This is a genomic window from Paraburkholderia sp. BGA-UO-ETr-F12 (genome assembly GCF_059567945.1).
In genome coordinates this window covers 245,772-265,143 of record NZ_JCAQOZ010000046.1, presented here as the reverse complement: position 1 = coordinate 265,143, position 19,372 = coordinate 245,772, and the positions used below count along the sequence as shown (strand labels likewise).

The 19,372-nt window shown below is 62.3% G+C and carries 18 protein-coding genes; 10 read left to right on the top strand and 8 right to left on the bottom strand.

Going from position 1 to position 19,372, the window contains the following annotated elements:
- Positions 1-11 precede the first annotated feature (11 nt).
- Positions 12-1,166 (top strand): alkane 1-monooxygenase, encoded by a 1,155-nt coding sequence (locus AC57B6_RS20430; protein WP_183804019.1) that lies wholly within the window; start codon positions 12-14, stop codon positions 1,164-1,166.
- An 89-nt stretch (positions 1,167-1,255) separates the two neighbouring features.
- Here AC57B6_RS20430 and AC57B6_RS20425 read toward each other — a convergent pair whose 3' ends face one another.
- A complete protein-coding gene (locus tag AC57B6_RS20425; RefSeq protein WP_028194609.1) occupies positions 1,256-1,669 on the bottom strand; it encodes a DoxX family protein in 414 nt (137 codons plus the stop codon).
- A 100-nt stretch (positions 1,670-1,769) separates the two neighbouring features.
- Positions 1,770-2,495 (bottom strand): pirin family protein, encoded by a 726-nt coding sequence (locus tag AC57B6_RS20420; RefSeq protein WP_178371140.1) that lies wholly within the window; start codon positions 2,493-2,495, stop codon positions 1,770-1,772.
- Positions 2,496-2,629: 134 nt separating this feature from the next.
- Between AC57B6_RS20420 and AC57B6_RS20415 the strand changes: the two genes are divergently transcribed.
- Positions 2,630-3,508, top strand: a complete 879-nt coding sequence (locus AC57B6_RS20415) for a LysR family transcriptional regulator (protein WP_444513527.1) — start codon at positions 2,630-2,632, stop codon at positions 3,506-3,508.
- A 287-nt stretch (positions 3,509-3,795) separates the two neighbouring features.
- Here the strand turns inward: AC57B6_RS20415 and AC57B6_RS20410 are convergent, their stop codons facing one another.
- Positions 3,796-4,812 carry a 1-aminocyclopropane-1-carboxylate deaminase gene (locus tag AC57B6_RS20410; protein ID WP_106354767.1) on the bottom strand — a complete coding sequence of 339 codons (1,017 nt, stop codon included), beginning with the start codon at positions 4,810-4,812 and terminating at the stop codon, positions 3,796-3,798.
- A 160-nt stretch (positions 4,813-4,972) separates the two neighbouring features.
- Here AC57B6_RS20410 and AC57B6_RS20405 point away from each other — a divergent pair, with 160 nt between their 5' ends.
- The 5 genes from AC57B6_RS20405 (at position 4,973) to AC57B6_RS20385 (ending at position 9,304) form a co-directional block, all read left to right on the top strand.
- On the top strand, positions 4,973-5,515 hold the full coding sequence (locus AC57B6_RS20405) for an Lrp/AsnC family transcriptional regulator (protein WP_496421987.1): 543 nt from the start codon (positions 4,973-4,975) through the stop codon (positions 5,513-5,515).
- A gap of 135 nt (positions 5,516-5,650) precedes the next feature.
- A complete protein-coding gene (gene msrB / locus AC57B6_RS20400; protein WP_082094535.1) occupies positions 5,651-6,163 on the top strand; it encodes a peptide-methionine (R)-S-oxide reductase MsrB in 513 nt (170 codons plus the stop codon).
- A 19-nt stretch (positions 6,164-6,182) separates the two neighbouring features.
- A complete protein-coding gene (msrA, locus tag AC57B6_RS20395) occupies positions 6,183-6,926 on the top strand; it encodes a peptide-methionine (S)-S-oxide reductase MsrA (RefSeq protein WP_281664726.1) in 744 nt (247 codons plus the stop codon).
- A 416-nt stretch (positions 6,927-7,342) separates the two neighbouring features.
- On the top strand, positions 7,343-8,239 hold the full coding sequence (locus AC57B6_RS20390; RefSeq protein WP_496421986.1) for a MipA/OmpV family protein: 897 nt from the start codon (positions 7,343-7,345) through the stop codon (positions 8,237-8,239).
- 255 nt (positions 8,240-8,494) lie between these two features.
- Complete coding sequence (locus tag AC57B6_RS20385; RefSeq protein WP_046572909.1) at positions 8,495-9,304, top strand: helix-turn-helix transcriptional regulator; 810 nt, start codon at positions 8,495-8,497, stop codon at positions 9,302-9,304.
- Between the two features lie 134 nt (positions 9,305-9,438).
- Here the strand turns inward: AC57B6_RS20385 and AC57B6_RS20380 are convergent, their stop codons facing one another.
- Positions 9,439-10,380 carry a LysR family transcriptional regulator gene (locus tag AC57B6_RS20380; protein WP_178371142.1) on the bottom strand — a complete coding sequence of 314 codons (942 nt, stop codon included), beginning with the start codon at positions 10,378-10,380 and terminating at the stop codon, positions 9,439-9,441.
- Between the two features lie 151 nt (positions 10,381-10,531).
- On the opposite strand from AC57B6_RS20380, the gene AC57B6_RS20375 reads away from it, so the two are divergent.
- The 3 genes from AC57B6_RS20375 to AC57B6_RS20365 all read left to right on the top strand — a co-directional run bounded on the left by AC57B6_RS20375 (position 10,532) and on the right by AC57B6_RS20365 (position 13,640).
- Entirely contained in the window at positions 10,532-11,731 is a 1,200-nt protein-coding gene (locus AC57B6_RS20375; protein WP_144194817.1) for an amino acid aminotransferase, read from the top strand.
- Between the two features lie 60 nt (positions 11,732-11,791).
- Positions 11,792-12,583, top strand: a complete 792-nt coding sequence (locus tag AC57B6_RS20370) for a class II aldolase/adducin family protein (protein ID WP_028194598.1) — start codon at positions 11,792-11,794, stop codon at positions 12,581-12,583.
- Positions 12,584-12,656: 73 nt separating this feature from the next.
- A complete protein-coding gene (locus tag AC57B6_RS20365) occupies positions 12,657-13,640 on the top strand; it encodes a 2-dehydropantoate 2-reductase (protein ID WP_496421985.1) in 984 nt (327 codons plus the stop codon).
- A 125-nt stretch (positions 13,641-13,765) separates the two neighbouring features.
- Here the strand turns inward: AC57B6_RS20365 and AC57B6_RS20360 are convergent, their stop codons facing one another.
- From AC57B6_RS20360 to AC57B6_RS20345, 4 genes are all read right to left on the bottom strand, one after another.
- Positions 13,766-13,957 carry a hypothetical protein gene (locus AC57B6_RS20360; protein WP_030100479.1) on the bottom strand — a complete coding sequence of 64 codons (192 nt, stop codon included), beginning with the start codon at positions 13,955-13,957 and terminating at the stop codon, positions 13,766-13,768.
- A gap of 19 nt (positions 13,958-13,976) precedes the next feature.
- Positions 13,977-15,695, bottom strand: a complete 1,719-nt coding sequence (locus tag AC57B6_RS20355; RefSeq protein ID WP_106354757.1) for an FAD-dependent oxidoreductase — start codon at positions 15,693-15,695, stop codon at positions 13,977-13,979.
- A gap of 254 nt (positions 15,696-15,949) precedes the next feature.
- Positions 15,950-17,902 (bottom strand): AI-2E family transporter, encoded by a 1,953-nt coding sequence (locus tag AC57B6_RS20350; protein WP_496421984.1) that lies wholly within the window; start codon positions 17,900-17,902, stop codon positions 15,950-15,952.
- Positions 17,903-18,039: 137 nt separating this feature from the next.
- Positions 18,040-19,320: a DUF445 domain-containing protein gene (locus AC57B6_RS20345; RefSeq protein WP_042273969.1), complete on the bottom strand. Its 1,281-nt coding sequence runs from the start codon at positions 19,318-19,320 to the stop codon at positions 18,040-18,042.
- Positions 19,321-19,372: the final 52 nt, after the last annotated feature.

The window sequence follows — 19,372 nt, the reverse complement described above, 5'->3', positions numbered from 1 at the left end:
GGAGGGAGACAATGGCAATATCGCAAGCAGCCCCCGCCCGGTGGGTCGACGGCAAGCGCTATTTGTGGCTGCTCGGTGCGCTCACCATCACCTTGCCGCTGCACGCCGCCAATCTGGCGTTGCAGACCGGCTGGCATATCTTCTGGTGGTTCGGGCCGATTTTCGTGTTCGGCATTATTCCGGTGCTCGACTATCTGATCGGCGACGATCCGAGCAATCCACCGGAAGACGTCGTCCCCAGGCTCGAACGGGAGCGCTATTATCGCCGCGTGGTGTATCTCGCCACCTTCATCGAATATGTGTCGTTCTTCGGCTCACTGTGGATCGTCGGCACGCACGCGCTGACGTGGTACGACTATCTCGGTTTCGCGCTCTCGCTGGGCGCCGCGACCGGCGTGTCGATCAACACCGCGCACGAACTCGGCCACAAGACCGACGGCTTCGAGAGATGGCTCGCCAAGATCACGCTGGCGCCGGTCGCTTACGGTCATTTCTTCGTCGAACACAATCGTGGACATCATGTGCGCGTGGCAACGCCGCCCGATCCGGCGAGTGCGCGCTACGGCGAATCGTTCTGGCGTTTTCTGCCGCGCACCGTATTCGGCAGTATCGCGTCGGCGTGGCGCCTGGAGAAGCAGCGGCTCGAACGCCTTGGCAAGTCGCCTTGGACATGGCGCAATGAAGTGCTGCATTCGTGGGCGATGACGGCGGTGCTGTGGGGCGCGATGGTTGCGCTGTTCGGCAAAACGGTGATTCCGTTTCTGCTGATTCAGGCGGTGTATGGCGCTTCGTTGCTCGAAGTGGTCAATTATCTGGAGCACTACGGGCTCGGCCGCAAACAGCTCGCCAGCGGCCGTTATGAGCGTTGCCAGCCGCAGCACTCATGGAACAGCAATCGCATCGTGACGAATCTCTTTCTGTACCAGTTGCAGCGTCACGCCGATCATCATGCGAATCCGACGCGCTCTTATCAGGCACTGCGTCATTTCGACGGCGCGCCGCAGTTGCCCTCCGGTTACGCGACGATGATCATGCTCGCGTACGTGCCGCCACTGTGGTTTCGCGTGATGAACCCGCGTGTGGTCGCGCATTATCGAGGCAATATGGCGCAGTCGAATATCCGGCCGGCCATTCGTGAGCGAGTGCTGGCGCAGTTTGCCGGCTAGCGCGCACCGCTTGATGATGCAAATAAAAAGCCGCCCGGGCAATTGGGGCGGCTTTTTTGCTGCGCTTGCGGAACAAGCGCACCGTGGTCCTAACGGCGGTCGATCGAATACTTGCCGGCTCCGGTCACACACAACAGCAGCAATCCACCCATGATGCTGATGTTCTTGTAGAAGTTGATCATGTTTTCGTACTGGGCGGCGCCCGTCATGTTCCAGAAGTGGTGGCCAATGATCGCCGTGCCCAGCGTATAAAGCGCCAGCAGCAGGGCAAGCGGGCGCGTGTAGAAGCCCACCAGCAGCGCGATGCCGACCACAAACTCCATCACCACCGCGATGACCGCCGACAATTCCGGAACCGGCGCGCCGGTGGACGTCATATAGGCGACGGTGCCGGCAAAGCCGGTCAGCTTCGACCAGCCAAAGATCACGAACAACACCATCAACAGGATACGGGCGACGAGAACAACGGCGTCTTTCTGGTTTTCGAATAGCGTATAGCGCATGATTTTTCTCAAAAGGTAAGGAAAGGGGGCGGCTCGCCGCGAACTGCGCAGCGAGCCACGCTTAAGCCTGCCGCTTAATCGGCTTGTCTCACTGAACCGCTTAAGCCCACAACTCCGACACTTCAATATTGCGCAGATCGAACACCAACACCTCCGCGTCGTGACCTTTTGTGAAGGTCAAGGCGTGTTCGTCGCGGACCCGTGCGCCGTCGCCTTCGCCAAGCTCGACGCCGTTCACTGTGACGCTGCCGCGCGCCACATGAATATAAGCATAGCGATTACTGGCCAGTTCGAGGCGTGCAGTTTCGTCACCGTTCAGAAGACCGGCATAGACCCGGGCATCCTGTTGCAGCACCAGCGAACCGTCCGCACCGTCCGGCGACAGCACGAGACGCAACACGCCGCGCTTCTGGTCCGCGCCGAAATGACGTTGCTGGTAGCGCGGCGCGGTGCCTTGCTTTGCCGGCGCAATCCAGATCTGCATGAAGTGCACGGGCTCGCTCTTCGAATGGTTGTATTCGCTATGCGCGACGCCGGTTCCCGCGCTCATCAACTGGATGTCGCCGGGCACGATCACCGAGCCGGTGCCCATCGTGTCCTTATGTTCCAGCGCGCCTTCCAGCACGTACGAAAAAATCTCCATGTCGCGGTGCGGGTGCTTGCCGAAACCCTGAGCCGGCGCGACACGGTCGTCGTTGATCACGAGCAGGTCGGAAAAGCCGTTCTGTTTCGGATCGTGATAGTTCGCGAAAGAAAACGTATGACGCGAGCTGAGCCAGCCGTGTTCCGCGCGGCCGCGTTGATTGGCGTGTCTGATATCGAGCATCGTGTTTCTCCTGGTTCTGGTGGACGATCCGGCCAGATGTTTGGCCGCGATCCATGAACGACAGTTTAGGTCAATCAGGATGGTTATAATCGGGTGTAAATAGGAAACAGTGTCTCGATGAGGTGGACAATACGATGCAACTCGATGACATGCGGATCTTCGTCGCCACGGTCGACGCTCATAACTTCACCGCGGCGGCAAAGCGGCTGGCGCTGTCCAAGCAGTTCGTCAGCCGGCGCGTGATGGCGCTGGAGGAACGGCTTGGCGTGCAGTTGCTGATCCGCAATACGCGCAAGCTGGCCGTGACCGAACTCGGGCAGGAGTTTTATGAGCGCGCGCGGCGCATCCTCGGCGAGGTGGAAGATGCGGAACAGGCTATGTCGGCGGGGCGCGCGGGGCCGCGTGGGTTGTTGCGGGTCAGTGCGCCGATGTCGTTCGGGATGACGCATCTGTCGCCGTTGGTGGCGAGTTTCTTGCGTGAGCATGCGGAGGTGCGCTTCGATATGGAGTTAAGCGATCGCACCGTCGACGTGGTGGGTGAGGGGTTCGATATGGCGATCCGGATCGGCACGTTGCCGGATTCGACGCTGATCGCGCAGAAGCTTGTCGATGTGAGGATGGTGGTGTGTTGTAGTCCAGGGTATGTGCGGCGGCGTGGGGCGCCGGTTGGGCCTGCCGATCTGGCGCGGCATTCATGCCTGTTGTATGGGCACGGTGGGGTTGTGAGTTGGGATTTTGTTGTGGATGGGGTTTCGAAAGGGTTTGAGGTGCATGGGCCGCTGCGGGCCAATAATGGAGAGTTGATTCGCGATGCTGCGATCGCCGGGCTTGGGATTGTTCGGCTTCCTGATTTTATTGTTTCTCAGGCCGTTGGGAGTGGGCTGCTCGTGAGTGTGCTTGATGAGTTTTTGCCTTCGGCGGCTACTGTTTATGCGGTGTATCCGCAGCATCGGCAGAGTTCGGTCAGTATTCGGGCTTTTGTGGAGTTTTTGAGGGAGGGGTTGAGGGGGTGAGCTGGTTTTTTTGCTCTTTTGGCCTTTCCTTGAATTGTTAGTGGTCTATTAGCGTTGCCCCTGTGCGGGGCGGCACCTACTTTTCTTTGCCGGCCGCAAAGAAAAGTAGGCAAAAGAAAGCGGCTTTACACCGCTAGCTCATAAGCGGGTCCCCCGCGCAGCCACGGTAGTGGTGCATCTGGAATCTGTGTTCTCGCGCATTCCGCCTTAGTGACAAGGCAGTCATACCTCCGGCGGCGCTGCGCGCGCCGATGCGTATTTCTATGACCCGTCGTCCGTTTTTCTCTTTACCCGTTTCGGAACAGGAAGCTGTAGCCGTTCAGTGCGGGGACGCCACCCAGGTGCGCGTACAACACGCGTGAGCCATCCGGGAATTCGCCGTTTCGAACCATGTCAATCATGCCGTGCATCGATTTTCCTTCGTACACCGGATCAGTCAGGACGCCCTCGAGTCTCGCGCACAGGCGAATCGCCTCCAATGTGCCATCGTTCGGTAAGCCATACTCCGGGCCGCCGTAGCGCTCGTCCAATACCACGTCCTTGCTCGTAATGTCGCGCTCAAGCGCCACTTTTTCCGCAGTCTGCTTCGCGATTCGGATGATCTGCTCCCGCGTCTGCGCAGGTTTCGCAGATGCATCAATGCCAATCACGCGCTCGGCACGGCCGTCGGCAGCGAAACCCACCACCATCCCCGCCTGAGTGCTGCCCGTCACGGAACACACCACGATATAGTCGAACTTGAAACCGAGTTCGACCTCCTGCCGGCGTACCTCTTCAGCAAAACCGACAAACCCCAGGCCGCCCAGCGGGTGGTCCGAACAGCCAGCCGGGATCGCGTATGGCTTGCCGCCCGCAGCACGCACGCTCGCCAGAGCGTCCTCCCAACTCTTGCGGAAACCAATGTCGAACCCGTCGGAAACCAGCCGGACGTCAGCGCCCAGAATGCGCGACATCTGGATGTTGCCGACCCGGTCGTATACGGCGTCCGAATAGTTGACCCAGTTCTCCTGCACCAGCACGCACTTCATCCCCAGATGCGCGGCAACCGCCGCGACCTGACGGGTCTGGTTCGACTGGATGCCGCCAATCGATACCAGCGTGTCACACCCCTGCGCCAACGCCTCAGGAATCAGATACTCAAGCTTGCGCGTCTTGTTGCCGCCAAATGCAAAACCACTATTGCAGTCCTCACGCTTCGCATACAAATGCACCTTGCCGCCCAGGTGGTCACTCAAACGCTTCAGCGGCTGGATCGGCGTGGGCCCGAAAGTCAGGGGGTAACGTGCGAATCGTTGCAGGTTCATGGCAGCTCCGAAATGATAGGTTCGGCGCGAGCAGCAAGCCGCCGCGCTATCCAGATGGTAGGGAAAAGCGCTCGAAATGAGCTTGCAAATAAATTCTCTCCGGCATACTTTTTAAAATATTCAATCGAATATGACCTAATAAAAAACCGATCAGGAACCAATGAGCACAATAAAAGTTCGTAGCAGATCCGTTGCCGCCGAGGTGCCCGCCGCCCCAAGCGCAACCGCGCCAGCCGACTCGCTCCACGCGCTTGATCGCATCGACCGGGCGATCCTGCGTCAATTGCAAACCGACGCGTCGATTTCGAACGTGGCGCTGGCGGCCAAAGTCAAACTGAGTGCGCCGGCCTGTCTGCGGCGCGTCGAGCGGCTAAAGGAGTCGGGGCTGATTCGCGGCGTCGTCGCGTTGATCGACCCGAAGGCGGCCGGGGCGGGCATGCTGGTGATCATCGGCGTGGTGCTGGATCGGTCCACGCCGGAGTCGTTCGCCGAGTTCGAAAAAGCCGCGCAGAAGGTGGCGGGCTGCATGGAATGTCACGTCGTGACCGGTGAATTCGACTATTTCATGACGATCCGCACGCGCGACAGTGAGAGCTTCAATCGTCTTCACGCGGAGCAGTTGCTTTATCTGCCGGGCGTCCGGCAAATCCGCTCCTTTATGGTGCTCAAGGAGATTCTGTCGACCACGAAATTTCCGCTGTAACCACCGCCATCACGCAAAAAGACGCGCATGCTGTCATAAACGCCGTGGCTGGCCGACTAAGTGTCGGGACCACTCGCGGGCGGCGCGTTCAGCGCCTGAACGGGTGAACGGTACGGACTTTCCGGGACGATCATCATGGCTTGCAGCAGACGAAGTTTCTTCAGGTTAATCGGGGCGGTGTCGCTCGCGGGCAGCACCGCCGCGTGGCGCACGGCACGCGCGGCGGAGTTGGGCGCCGCGGCAGCTTACGAGGTCGCGCACAGCGACGCCGAATGGCACCAGCGCCTGACAGATGCGCAGTACCGCGTGCTGCGCGAGGCGGGGACGGAGCGGCCGTTCAGTAGCCCACTAAACGACGAACACCGCGCCGGCACCTTCGCGTGCGCCGGTTGCGCGCTGCCGCTGTTCTCGTCGAAAACGAAGTTCGATAGCGGCACCGGCTGGCCGAGTTTCTGGCAGCCGCTGGATCACGCGGTCATCACGCGGACCGACAAGTCGTTCGGCATGACGCGCGACGAAGTACTGTGCCGGCGCTGCGGCGGCCATCTGGGGCATGTATTCGACGACGGTCCCAAACCGACCGGCCTGCGCTATTGCATGAACGGCCTCGCTCTCACTTTCACGCCCGCTGCGCGCGGTACCAGTTGATCGAATCAGGACAGACATCATGAACATCGAGAAACGCATCATCGGCAAACCGGCCCGCTCGCGCGGCGCGGCCATCGCGCTTTCGCTCGGGCTCGGCGCGCTGGCGCTGCTGCTGGCGCAGCGCGTGGCCTTTTCGTCGGAAGCCGGGGTTGTCATTGCGCCGCCCGCGCTCGACGAACCCGTCTCCGCCACGAGCGCGCACGAAGAAACCGCCGTGTTCGCGGGCGGCTGCTTCTGGGGCGTTCAAGGCGTGTTCCAGCACGTGCGAGGCGTCACGAAGGCGGTCGCGGGTTATTCGGGCGGTCAGCGCGACACCGCGCAGTATGAGACCGTCAGCGGCGGCGACACGGGCCACGCGGAATCCGTGCAGGTCACGTTCGACCCCACCAGGGTCAGCTATGGGCAGTTGTTGCAGGTCTACTTCTCGGTGATTCAGGATCCGACCGAGTTGAACCGCCAGGGGCCGGACAGCGGAACGCAATATCGTTCGGCAGTGTTCCCGCTCAATGACACACAGCGGCATGTCGCGCAAAGTTACATCGCGCAACTCGACAAAGCGCGTGCTTTCCCGGCGCCGATCGTCACGAAGACGGAGCCGTTCAAGGGCTTTTATCCGGCCGAGTCGTACCATCAGAACTACCTGACCTTGCACCCGAACTCCGCCTATATCGCCATCAACGATATGCCGAAGATCGCCAATCTGAAGCGGCTGTTCCCGAATCTCTACCGCGACAAACCCGTGCTGGTCGAAGCGGCGCAGTAGCAACGCAAACGCCGCGCGGGCGGCAATCTTCCTGTTCCGGCGCCGTGTCACGCGGCGCCGGACGTTTTTTTGTGGCTGTATTCTGCCTGTCACCATCGCCACGGCATGCTTGTCAGCATCCGTCGGTCCGTCCTTGCATTGTCCCTGTCCGAACCGGTCCTCCAGCGACCAGGCCCGCATTTTGCACAGCAGCATGCGTCGGCAAATCTTCCGCAGGTCACGGTTCGTACCAAGGCGCAATTGGCGGGGCGGCATCGGGTCCGAACACTGCGTTTTGTCAGACAAGGCGTGTCGTTTGCTGAAAGAATTACATGCTGCGCGTAGTAAATGCGGCATTCGCCCGGGCGTTTGTTATCCGTTTTGGAGTCCGGGCGAGAACCTAAACCCTTCGCGATATGCGAGAACGGAGGCTTCTGGTGTTGATCAGCCGTAAAAAGCGAATCAGCAAGATTCGCAATGAACGAACAAGTATCGCGGCAAAGTCTCTGGTCGCCGTGACCCTGGGTGGTATCGGCGTTCTGCCGGGCTCGGCGCAGGCTCAAACGCCTTCGCCATTGGGCGAATGGCAGTATTCCGTAGGCATTCCGCTGCAGAAGATGTGGCAACCGGAGATTCCGGACTGGCAGGTGCGTGTTGGCGCGGCGACGTCGTTCCAGCCGCGTTACGAAGGCTCGGACAGGTATCACCTGATGGCGGGTCCAAGCGTCGACGTGCGTTACAAGGACCTGTTCTTCTTTTCGAGCGGCGAAGGCCTCGGGGTCAACTTCGCCCAAGGGCAGAACTGGCGCGCGAGTCTTGCAGCCGTCTACGATCTCGGGCGCCGCGCGCATGACGATCAGCAGGAGTTGAACGGACTCGGCAACATCAATCCCGCGCCGGGCCTCAAACTCTCCGGGGAATATGTCGTGTCGAAGGATTTCCCGCTCGTGCTGCGCGCGGATGTCCGGCGCTATTTCGGCGGCTCGAACGGCTGGATCGGCGATCTCGGCGCTTATATGCCGTTGCCGGGCAGCTCCAAGAAATTCTTCTGGTTCGCCGGGCCGAACGTGACGCTTGCGGACTCTAACTACATGAATGCCTGGTATGGTGTGAACCAGAATCAGGCGGCGCACTCGCAATATTCGCAGTATCACGCGAGCGCGGGTTTCAAGTCGGTGGGCTTCGGCGTTAGCATGGTATGGCTATTCGACAAGCACTGGTTTGCCACGGCCGACGGCGCATTCGAACAACTGGTCGGCAGTGCGGGCAATAGTCCGATTACGCATACCAGGGCCACCGGTGTAGCCGATATCTCGATCAACTATCGCTTCTGATGGACGCGCGGGTTTGCTGCAAGGCGCGATAGCCGGTGTCTTTCGCGACGGCCGGGCTACGGTCGTTGCGCAGTGGACCCGCTAACCCCGCCCATTGTCAATCAACCGGGCTGGCGCGTGGCAGAAGACTGCGCTGTTTTGCCACCCGCGCTTCCAGAAACCGCTGCCACGCCGGGTCCCGTTCGACATTGGCTCGCGCCCCGTTGTGCTACGCTTGCCGGACCGAAACCCAAGCTTGGCAAGCTCGCCTTTATCATGCGTTCCTGGCGCGTATCCACACCGCCCCGCAGCGGGCACATCAATACCTCGCGTGTTACCGACCTCGTCATGTCGATCTCGCATGCCGACCCGGACGCGCTTGCTGCAAGTATTCTGAAAACCGTCGGCGACGCGCTGCCCGTTTCGCAGTGCACGATTTTTGCCTATGAGTTCGACGCGCGGCCGCGTACCGTCTCCGCCGCCGACCATCGGGGCGGCCGCTTTCTGCGCAATGTCGCCGACCACTACGCGACGCACTTCTATGCGCTGGACGGCAATCGCGCCATCATCGGCCGTCCGCAAGCGAAGCAGCCGCATGAGGCGTTAGTGCTGCACCAGCAGCAAAGCGAAGAAATCGAAAACGAAGCCTACCGCGCCGCCTGCTATGCGCAGCCCAACGTGTCCGACCGCTTATCGTTGCTTCTGCAACCAATGGAAAGCGTCTGGCTGTCGATCAATCTGTATCGCGACCGCGCCTATGGCATGTTTCAACCGGGTGAACTGGAGCATGTGGAGAGCGTGGCGCACCTGTTCGCGCATGCGGCGAAAAGCCATTACGCGCTCAACGGCCAGCATCAGCAAGGTACGGCAGCCGCGATGCTGGCGCGCGTGAGACGGGCCTGCCCGACACTGACGCCGCGCGAGATCGACGTGCTGCGCGGCACGCTGGAAGGCGCCAACGCGGCCGAGATCGCCGCGCAAATGGGGATCAAGGCCACAAGCGTGATTACGTATCAGAAGCGCGCGTACGCCCGGCTGGGTATTTCCAGCCAGCGCCAATTGTTCGCGCTATGTTCTGCTGCCTGAGTGGCGTTGAGCGGCCCTAAACGAGCCTGAGCGGTTCGAAGCCGGCGCGCCGAAGTTGCAGCGATCGCCTCGCGGCGCCGCAGTTGACGGGCTACCGCCAAACAGCCGGACTGTAATCGCTCCCGGCTCGACAATCATCCCCGTTTAGCCCGTGCGTCGGCCTGCGTCTCACGATCCCAGCGCTTCAGCCACGGCATGATGAATTCCGCGAAGCCGTCGGCCGGTGGCGACAGCGCACGTTCGGTCGAGCGATACACGCATACCTCGCGGATGGTCTCCGGATCGACAATGCGCTTCATCACCAGACCGAAGGTTCGTGCGAGCGGCGCGACGTAGGCGGGCGCAAGCGTGACCGCAAGCCCCTGTGAAGCGAGGCCGAACGCGGTGGTGACGTTGTCCACCACGTCCACCGGAATGATGCGCGCTTCCACCGGCAGATTCGCCAGCATCTGTTCGACAGCGCGCTCGTGATCGCGGCCGGTGGCCACAATCGGCACGTCGCGCAAATGCTGCCACTGCACCCGGCGCCGCGCGCTCAACGGATGCGTTGCCGCGCACCACATCACCCATGGGCTCGCGAAAGCCGGATCGCAACGCACCCGCGTGCCGCTCTGGCGATCCGGGCCGATTGCGAGGTCTACGTCGCCACTTTCCACGCGTTCCACCAGTTGCTCGACCACGGTATCGCAAATGCGTACGACCACCTTCGGCTTGTCGCGCGCGTATTCGGCGATGGCTACCGGCAGCGCGGTCGCTGCGAGCACTAGCGGCGCGCCGACCCGCACGATGCCGGCGGCGCGATTGCGGATGTCGTCGGCGGATTGGGCGGCGGCGCGCACATGGCGCAACACCGATTCGGCCGACGACAGAAAATCCTGCCCCGCGCTCGACAGGTTGACGCGCCGCGTCGTACGGTCGAACAGGCGAAAACCCAGTTCGGTTTCCAGTTCGGCCAGCAACTGGCTGACCGCCGACGAGGTCAGCCCGAGCCGGTCCGCCGCCGCGCCGATGCTGTGCAAATCGACGATGGCGAGGAAGGCTTCGAACTGACGGATGGTGACGCGCGTAAGTGGCATCAGGCGATTCTAAAGAAAAACTTACTAATCGTGAAAAAACGATTGATTGTATGTGGCGAGCCGTTGGCCGACACTCGTGCTGGTCGACGCGAGGAGGGAACCCGCTTAGACTTTCGTCTTGCCCACGCGGGGCTCCACTCAAGGAATTGCCATGTTCGACCACATTCCCGCCTATCCGGGCGACCCAATCCTGAGCCTGAACGAGGACTTTCAACTCGACCCGCGGCCCAACAAGGTCAACCTGAGCATCGGCATCTATTTCGACGACGCCGGCAAGCTGCCGGTGATGGACGCCGTGCGGCACGCCGAAACCGCGCTGCTCGGCGCGATCGGCCCACGCTCCTACCTGCCGATGGCGGGTCTGCCGCTGTACCGCGACGCCGCGCAGGCACTCGTGTTCGGCGCGAATCACGAAGCGCGTGCGGCGGGCCGCATCGCGACCTTGCAGACCATTGGCGGATCGGGCGCGCTGAAAGTCGGCGCGGATTTTCTGAAGCGCTATTTCCCGGCCTCGCAGATATGGATCAGCGATCCGAGCTGGGAAAATCATCGCGTGGTGTTCGAAAACGCGGGCCTCACGGTCAACACTTATCCGTATTACGACGAACGCACCGGCGGCTTGCGTTTCGCCGACATGATCGAGACGATTAGCCGCTTGCCGGAGCAAAGCATCGTGCTGCTGCACGCGTGCTGCCACAACCCGACCGGCGTCGATCTGAGCCCGGCGCAATGGGCGGAACTGGTGCCCGTATTGCAGCGCCGCAAGCTGATTGCGTTCGTCGACATGGCCTATCAAGGTTTCGGTTCGGGCCTCGAGGAGGACGCCGCCTGCGTGCGCCTGCTCGCCGATGCGGGCGTGCCGTTGATCGCCGCCAATTCGTTTTCGAAAAACTTCTCGCTGTACGGCGAGCGCTGCGGCGCATTGAGCGTGGTGTGCAAGAGCCGGGACGAGGCGGCGCGCGTGCTCGGCCAGTTGATGTCGGCGGTGCGCGCCAATTACAGCAATCCGCCGACGCATGGCGCACGGCTCGTTGCCAATGTGCTGTCGGATGCGTCCTTGCGGGCTTCGTGGGAAGCGGAACTCGCTACTATGCGCGAACGGATTCTGGCCATGCGCGGCACGATTCACGACGGCCTCGCAGGCCGCGTCGATGAAGTGATGCGGGCGCGTTATGTCGCGCAGCGCGGCATGTTCACCTACACGGGCCTGAGCGAAGCGCAGGTCGAGCGTTTGCGCAGCGAATATGCCGTGTATGTGCTGCGTTCGGGGCGCATGTGCGTGGCCGGATTGAATGCGCGCAACGCGGGCTATGTGGCGTCGTCGATCGCGGCGGTGGTGGCAGGCGCTTAAGCGCTGCGACGCGCAACGGCTGCGCATTCGACTCGGTGAACGATAACAATGGAGACCCTGATGACGATTCTCGAAGTACAACCGGCGAGCCCACCGAAGTCCGCGGCGATGCATCCCGACGAATGGCAGGCGCGCGTGCAACTGGCAGCGTGCTATCGCATCTTCGATCTGCTCGGCTGGACCGAGATGATCTACAACCACATCACGTTGCGCGTACCGGCGAGCGTCAGCGGTGACGAGCGTCACTTCCTGATCAATCCGTTCGGGCTGCATTACAGCGAAGTGACGGCGAGCAATCTCGTGAAGATCGACGCTCAGGGACGCGTGCTCGACAACTCGCCGTATCCGGTGAATCCCGCGGGCTTCGTCGTGCATGCGGCAATTCACGAAGGTCTGGCCGACGCGCACTGCGTGATGCACACGCACACCACGGCGGGTGTCGCGGTGGCCTGCCTCGAAAACGGTTTAGAGCAGACCAACTTCTATAGCGCGCAGTTGCACGACCGTATCGCGTATCACGATTTCGAAGGCATTACGGTGCATGCGGAAGAAGGGCCGCGACTGCTCGAACATATCGGTAACAAACAGGCGGTGATCCTGCGCAACCATGGCCTGCTGTCATGGGGCCACACGTTGCCGCAGACTTTCGCTATCCTGTGGACGCTCAACCGCGCGTGCGAAATTCAGATGGCCACGTTCTCGATGGGCCGCGCGCGGCCGGTGCCGGAAGATGTGGCGATTCGCTGTTCGCGCGATTCGTTGCAGTTCGATCCGCGCCACGGTGCGGGACAGGATGTGTTCGACGCGCTGGTGCGGCGTGTGGATCGCATCGACGCGAGCTATAAGGAATAACAGGAATAACGCAAGAAATAACGCAAGGCTTAACGCAAAGCCAGGCTCAGGAATCAAAGCAAGGATTGAATCGATGAAAGTAGCAATCTACGGTGCGGGTGCGATCGGCGGCTGGATGGGTGTGAAGCTCGCGCAGGCCGGCCACGACGTGAGCGTGGTGGCGCGCGGTGCGACGCTCGATGCGTTGCGGCAGCACGGCTTGCGTCTGATCGAAGGTGGCGTGACGCACACCGTGCCGGTGAAGGCGAGCGATCAACCGGCGGATCTGGGCGTGCAGGATCTCGTCGTGGTGGCGGTGAAGGGGCCGGCCATGGCGTCGGTGGCCGCGCATATCGCGCCGCTGCTGGACTCGCGGACCACCGTGCTCACCGCAATGAACGGCGTGCCATGGTGGTTCTGCGACGGACTCGGCCGCGATTTCGCCGGCAAGCGGCTGAAGTCGATCGACCCTGACGGTGCGATCGCCGCCGCGATTCCCACCGCGCAAACGGTGGGCTGCGTGGTGCACGCCAGTTGTCTGATCGAAGCACCGGGCGTCATCCGTCACCATCAGGGCAATGGGCTGATTATCGGCGAGGCGTCGGGACAACCGAGCGAACGCGTCAAAACGCTCACCGCCGCGCTGAGCGCCGCGGGCTTCAATGCGTCGCTGTCGGAGCAGATTCAGCGCGACGTCTGGTACAAGTTGTGGGGCAATATGACGATGAATCCGATCAGCGCCATCACCGGCGCGACCACCGACCGGATTCTCAGCGACGAACTGGTGCGAAACTTCGTCACCAGCATCATGCTGGAAGCGAAGGAGATCGGCGCACGCTTTGGTATTCCGATCGAGCAGGCGCCGGCGGATCGGCACGAGGTCACGCTCAAACTCGGCGCGATGAAAACCTCGATGCTGCAGGACGTGCAGGCGGGCAAGGCCGTCGAGCTCGACGCGCTGGTGGCCGCGGTGCGCGAACTGGGGCAACTCACCGATGTGCCGACGCCGTACACGGACGCGCTACTCGGGCTCGCGCGCTTGCATGCGAGCACATTGGGCTTGTACCCACGACAGTGAACTGTAGTCATAGAAAACCGCCCCGCGTCAGCAGTTCACTCGCGGGGCGGTTTTTTTTCGTCAGATGGTTTGCTTCGGCAGCGCTGCGCCGTATTGCTACCGCGATACGCGATACGCGATACGCGTTACGCGCTCACGGCCGAGGCATCCGGCAGCTTCGCCGCTTCGATCAGCGACAACGCCCGCTGCATATCGCCGAGCTCTGTCATGGCTAGCAGCGCAAGGCGTGCCAGGTACAAAGGCGCTTGCGCTTCGCCTTCGGTGGTGAGTGTCGTGCAGAGCGTCGTGTAGACGCGGTCGAGTTCGCTATCGGTCATGGTGTGGATTCCTCTTGCGTCATTTCGTCAGACTGGCCGTCACGGCGCTTTGCACATTCGCCGCGCTGCCGTTGCGCCAGCGGGCGAGCACGTGACCGTCGGGCCTGATCAGATAGACGGTGCCCGGCGTCGCGTCGAGCATCTCGTGCAGGCGTCCCGCCGGATCGACCACGTTCGGGCAGGCGGTGCGCGGCGCGTCGGCCATGACCAGCGTGACCGCCTTGAACGGAATGCTGTGTTCGCCGAGCGCATGATGCAGTTGCTGCCACGCCTCGTCTTGTGCCGCGTTCGGGCCGAAGCGAAGCGCGGTGAAGCATGGCCCAAGCAGGTCGGTGAGATGGATGTCGACCGGTGCGCCGTCGCATAGGCGTTGCAGGCGGCACTCCGGCAGCACCGTGCCTGGCGCGGGGCCTTTGGCGAACGCGTCCGACGCTGCGGCCGCAACCTGATTGAGCGGGGACTGGGTGTACGCAATTGCATGCGTTTGCCGCGGATTGATCAGTGGCCGCACGGCGGGATGATGTTCGGCAAGTCCCAGCACGGCCTTGCGCATCAGGTCGAACGCGAACGACGGCGGCGCCATGAATTCCGTGCTTTTCATCCCGTAGCTCAGATTTTCACGTGCCGCGAAAACGCGCTCGTCGCTGTAACTGTCGAGCAGCCGTGCCGACGCGATGCCATTGACCACGCAAGCGAGTTTCCAGCCAAGATTGTCCGCGTCGTCGATGCCGGAATTCGCGCCGCGCACGCCGAAGATCGGCACGAGATGCGCGGCGTCGCCCGCGAACAGCACCGAGCCGTGACGGTAGCGTTCGAGGGTCAACGCATTGGCTTTGTAGACCGTAATCCAGATTGGCGACCATGCGCCGGTTTCACCCATCGAATCGAGCACGCTTTGCACGCGCGGCATTACGTTTTCAGGTTTGACCGCGGCTTCGGGGTCTTCGTCGTCGCGAAGCTGGTAGTCGATGCGCCACACATTGTCAGGCTGTTTGTGCACCAGCACGGTCGAGCCGGGATTGGAGGGCGGATCGAAATAGGCGAGGCGTTCGGTGGCGCGCGCACTCTCCAGTTCGATATCGACAATCACATAGCGGCCCTCGTAGGTCGTGCCGGTGAGCTTGAGGCCAAGCGCCTCGCGTATCGTGCTGCGGCCGCCGTCGCATGCAACGACCCAATCCGCGCGCATTGTCCATGCGGTGTCGCCGGTGCTCAGGGCGAGCGTCGCGCCCGTGGCGCCGTCGCCTGCATGCTGCTCGATGCCGGTCACACGCGTTTGCCAGCGCACCTCGATCAGATCGGCGTGCTGTTCCACTTCGTCGAGCAGCAACTGTTCGATCTGGTATTGCGCGATGTTGATCATCGGCGGCAGCGACTGCTCGTCGTCCTGATGCATTGTGAAGCGGAACACTTCAGCGTCGCGGTAGAAGCTGCGGCCGCCGGTCCATGGCAGGCCTTTTTGCAGGAAGCCGTGCACGACGCCAAGGCGTTTGAAAATCTCCAGACTGCGCCGCGAAATGCAGATCGCGCGGCTGCCGGTGCAAACGCCGTCGTCGGCTTCGATCAGCACGGAGCGCACGCCCAGGCGAGCCAGCGCCAGCGCCAGCGTCATGCCGACGGGACCGCCGCCGACAATCGCCACCGCGCGCCGCACGGGGTCGCGTCCGTCGACCAGCGGCGGCACCGCGCCCGCGTAATGACGAGGCGTGAAAGGATAGGGTTTGAAGCTGCGGCTCATGCATGTCTCCTGGATCTTCGATGCCGGGGATCGCCCGCCACGGCGCTGAACGCGCTCTAAAGACGGTGCGAATCGATCGATGAAGTATGCAGGAGGGGTGGCCCGTGGCTGTCCTCATTTTGGGTACATTGCGCCGGTGCATGGGTGTATTCGCGTTTCGGTGCATCGAAGCCGCGCAAACAGAAAGGCCGCGAGGTGCACCGGCACCTCACGGCCTCTTTCATTCGATCCATGCCGGCGTTGCGAGGACTACCTCAATCCGCGCCTGTCGCATGCAAGGGCTGGCGCAGGTGGTACGCGCTCGTCGTCGCCTGGCATTCCTCGATCATCGCGCGGAAGGTCGGCGCCGCATGCAAAGCGCCGGTTGCACCGGTTTCCGGGCTCCCCTCGGGCGCTCCACCGACGCCAACCACCAGGGTTGCCTTCGGCCGCCATTCCCGCGTACGCCGCAGCATATTGCGCAGATACGGCGGCGATTCCGGCGCGTCGAGCGAGATGATGCAGATGATCGGCGCGTCCCTGAAGGTCGGCTCGTCGGCATGGGCGCTGCGATAACCCGAGTGCGTGGCCATGATCGGCGCAAACCCGTGGCGGCCGAGCAATTGCACGGCGATCGCCACGGTGACCTCGTCGAATGCGCCACGTCCAGGCACGCACAGCACCGAGGTCTTTTCTCTTTCGTGGCGCGGCGGCGTATGGGCCGGATTGTGGCTGTCGTCCCGGTCCGAAAGGTCCGCTGACGCCGAAGCCAGCATCGCGCCAGCCGAGCCGGCCGGTTCCGTGCGCGACAGACGATCTGGCAGTCCGTCGGCGACTTCCAGGTTCTCGACGATATCGACCAGCGCATCGTTGATGCGCGCCAGTTGCTCGGGCATCAATACCCCGCGCATCGCATCGTTGCGCGCGAGTTTGAGACCTTCCAGCGCGACGTTGTCGTAGTAGTCGATCAGCGACATCTCGCGCAGCAGGCGCTCGGCTTGCACGATGGCCTCATGGGTATCGTCTGCCAGAAGCCGCTGATAGAAGTTCTGCGCGGGCGTTAGCGCGGGCTGGTCGCCCAGCAGCACCGTGAGAAAGTTCAGACGATCGGCGTAGCGCCCCAGCGTGACGACGCACAGCGTGAGCGGCGTGGACAGCACGAGGCCGATCGGCCCCCACAGCCAGCTCCAGAAAATCGCCGCCACCACTACCGCCAGCGGCGACAGGCCCGAGCGATGGCCATACAGCAGCGGCTCGGCGATCTGACCGGCCGCCACATCGACGACGATGAAGAGGATCAACGTGTAGACCGCCATGGTCCATTGGGGCTGGATGGCGGCGGCGAGAAACACGGCAAGAATCGCGGCGATCCAGATGCCGATATATGGCACGAAACGCAGCAACGCGGCAATCACGCCGAACAGCAGCGCCCCCGGCACGCCGATGATTGCGAGGCCGATCGCAATGATGCCCCCCGCGCTGAGGTTCACGCCCAGTTGCGCGACGAAATAGCGGCTCAGGCGCCCGGCGGCGTCGTCGATGGCGGTGGTCGTGCGGTGCAGGTCGCGCGAGCCGAACAGACTGATCAAACGGTCGCGCAGATCTTCGCGTTGCAACAGGATGAAGATCGTCACCACCAGCACGATGAAGGTCGTCTCGATCGGTGCGATCGCCGGCGACAGCGCCCGTTGTGCGAGTTGCAGCGGCGTGGGCGAGGGTTCGTGCACTTCCACAGGCGTCGGTACAGGGGGTGCGTTGCGCGCCGCGCGCCCGGTCAGGCGCGGCGGGGCCGGCTTGGTTGGCGCGACGCGCTGCAGCGCGGCGGCGGCGCGGCTCATCAGCGAATCGGCCCGGCCGACGGTTTTCTCCTGCACCGTCTCGATCTTTTGCTCGATCGCCTCCTGGTACTGCGGCAGATCGCCGGCCAGTTGCACCAGTTGCGCGCCGATCAGCCCCCCTATGGCCAGCAACGCGGCAAGGGCGAACAGTACGGCGATGAAGATCGACGGCAACTGCCCCATGTGCAGGCGCCGCAACGCCTGCACCAGCGGGGCGAGCAGAAAGCTGAGCAGCACGGAGAGAGTGATCGGGATCAGCACCGCGCGGCCGAAGTACAGCGCACACACCACCACCACGCCGGTGATGACCGAGGCGAGGCCATGCAGGCTGGGCGTGCCCGGCGGGTATACGCGGTTCGGCCGCCCATGCGGCGGTAACGATATTTTCATAAGCACACTTCTCGATATGGTGGCGCTGCCGCTTGGTCTGGAGGCACGCGCGAATGGCAAGGCGGCGGATGGATAAAGCGCCCGAGCAATTCATATGCCTGGATTGTAGGCGTTTTGACGGGCGGCGCCGTTTCCGCCTAGCCCAGGTGCAGCCGCAACAGTTCGAACAGGCGCGAACTCGCATACAGCAGCAAACCGATAAAGCCGCCCACGATCGTCCCGTTGATGCGGATGTACTGCAAATCCTTGCCGATATTCAACTCGACTTGTCGTGACATTTCGCGTGAGTCCCAGTTCTTCACGGTATCGCTGATGTGGCGCGTGAGGAATTGGGCGAAATCCGGCGCCATACCACGCGCCACTTCTTCCATATGATCGTTGAGCGACTGGCGCAGCGCGGGGTCGTGCGCCAATTCCCGGCCCACCCATTGACCCATTGCCATCACCCGGGCATGCAGGGCCGAATCGCTGCTTTGCAGGTCGCGCTTGAGCCATGCGCGCAATTCGCCCCACATGTCCTTCACATACGTGCTCAGCGCTTCGCCTTCCACCAGGTAGCGCTTCAGTTCCTCGCCTTTTTGCAGGAAGGCGGGATCGCTCTTGAGTTTGACGATCAGCTTCTGCGCGGCCTCGTCGAACTTCTGGCGTAACTGATGGGTGGGGTTCTCGCTGATCTGCTCGAGCATCCGGTTCACTACATTGGCGATCGTTTCAGCGCCTTTCTCGCCTAGCCATGCGGACGGCAGAATCATCTCCATCTTCGGATACTCGTTCTTCACCCACTCGACGATGCGTTCCGCGATAAACTCGCGCGCCTGCGGCTCGCTCAGCAGCGCCACGACCTGTTCGATGCCGGCATCGAGCAGTTCCTGGTGGCGGCCGTCTTTGGTGAGCGTGTCGAGAATCGCACCCATGGATTGCGACAGATCGACTTTGGCCAGCACGTCGCGCAAGGCGTCCTTGATGAAGACCTGGATGCGCACGTCGTCGGTCAGCTCGAGGATGCCGCCCGTCAGCCTGACCACGTAGTCGCCCAGGCGCGCGGTGTTGGCCGGCTTCGTCAGCCAGCCGGTGATGCTTTGCGCCGGGTCGTGCTTCTGAATCAGCCCGACCAGCGAGGGCACGTCCAGAAACTTGTCCTGCACGAACACCGCGAGGTTGTCGGCGATCTTGTACTTGTTCCTTGGAATGATCGCGGTGTGCGCGGAGACGAGCGGGATCGGCACACGGCGAAACAGCGCGGCCACCGCGAACCAGTCGGCGAGCGCGCCGACCATGGCGGCTTCCGCCACGGCCTTGATGCCGTCCACCCAGAGGCCACGTGGCATGAAAGCGGTTACGACAAAAATGCAGGTGGCGGCCGCCAGCAACAGCAAGGGGGTGCGTTTGGCCTTCTTCAGGTCGGTTTCTTTGTTCATCGGCAGCAGGGCAGCGTGGGCAGGTCGATTAAATGTTGCGGTGCGATTGATC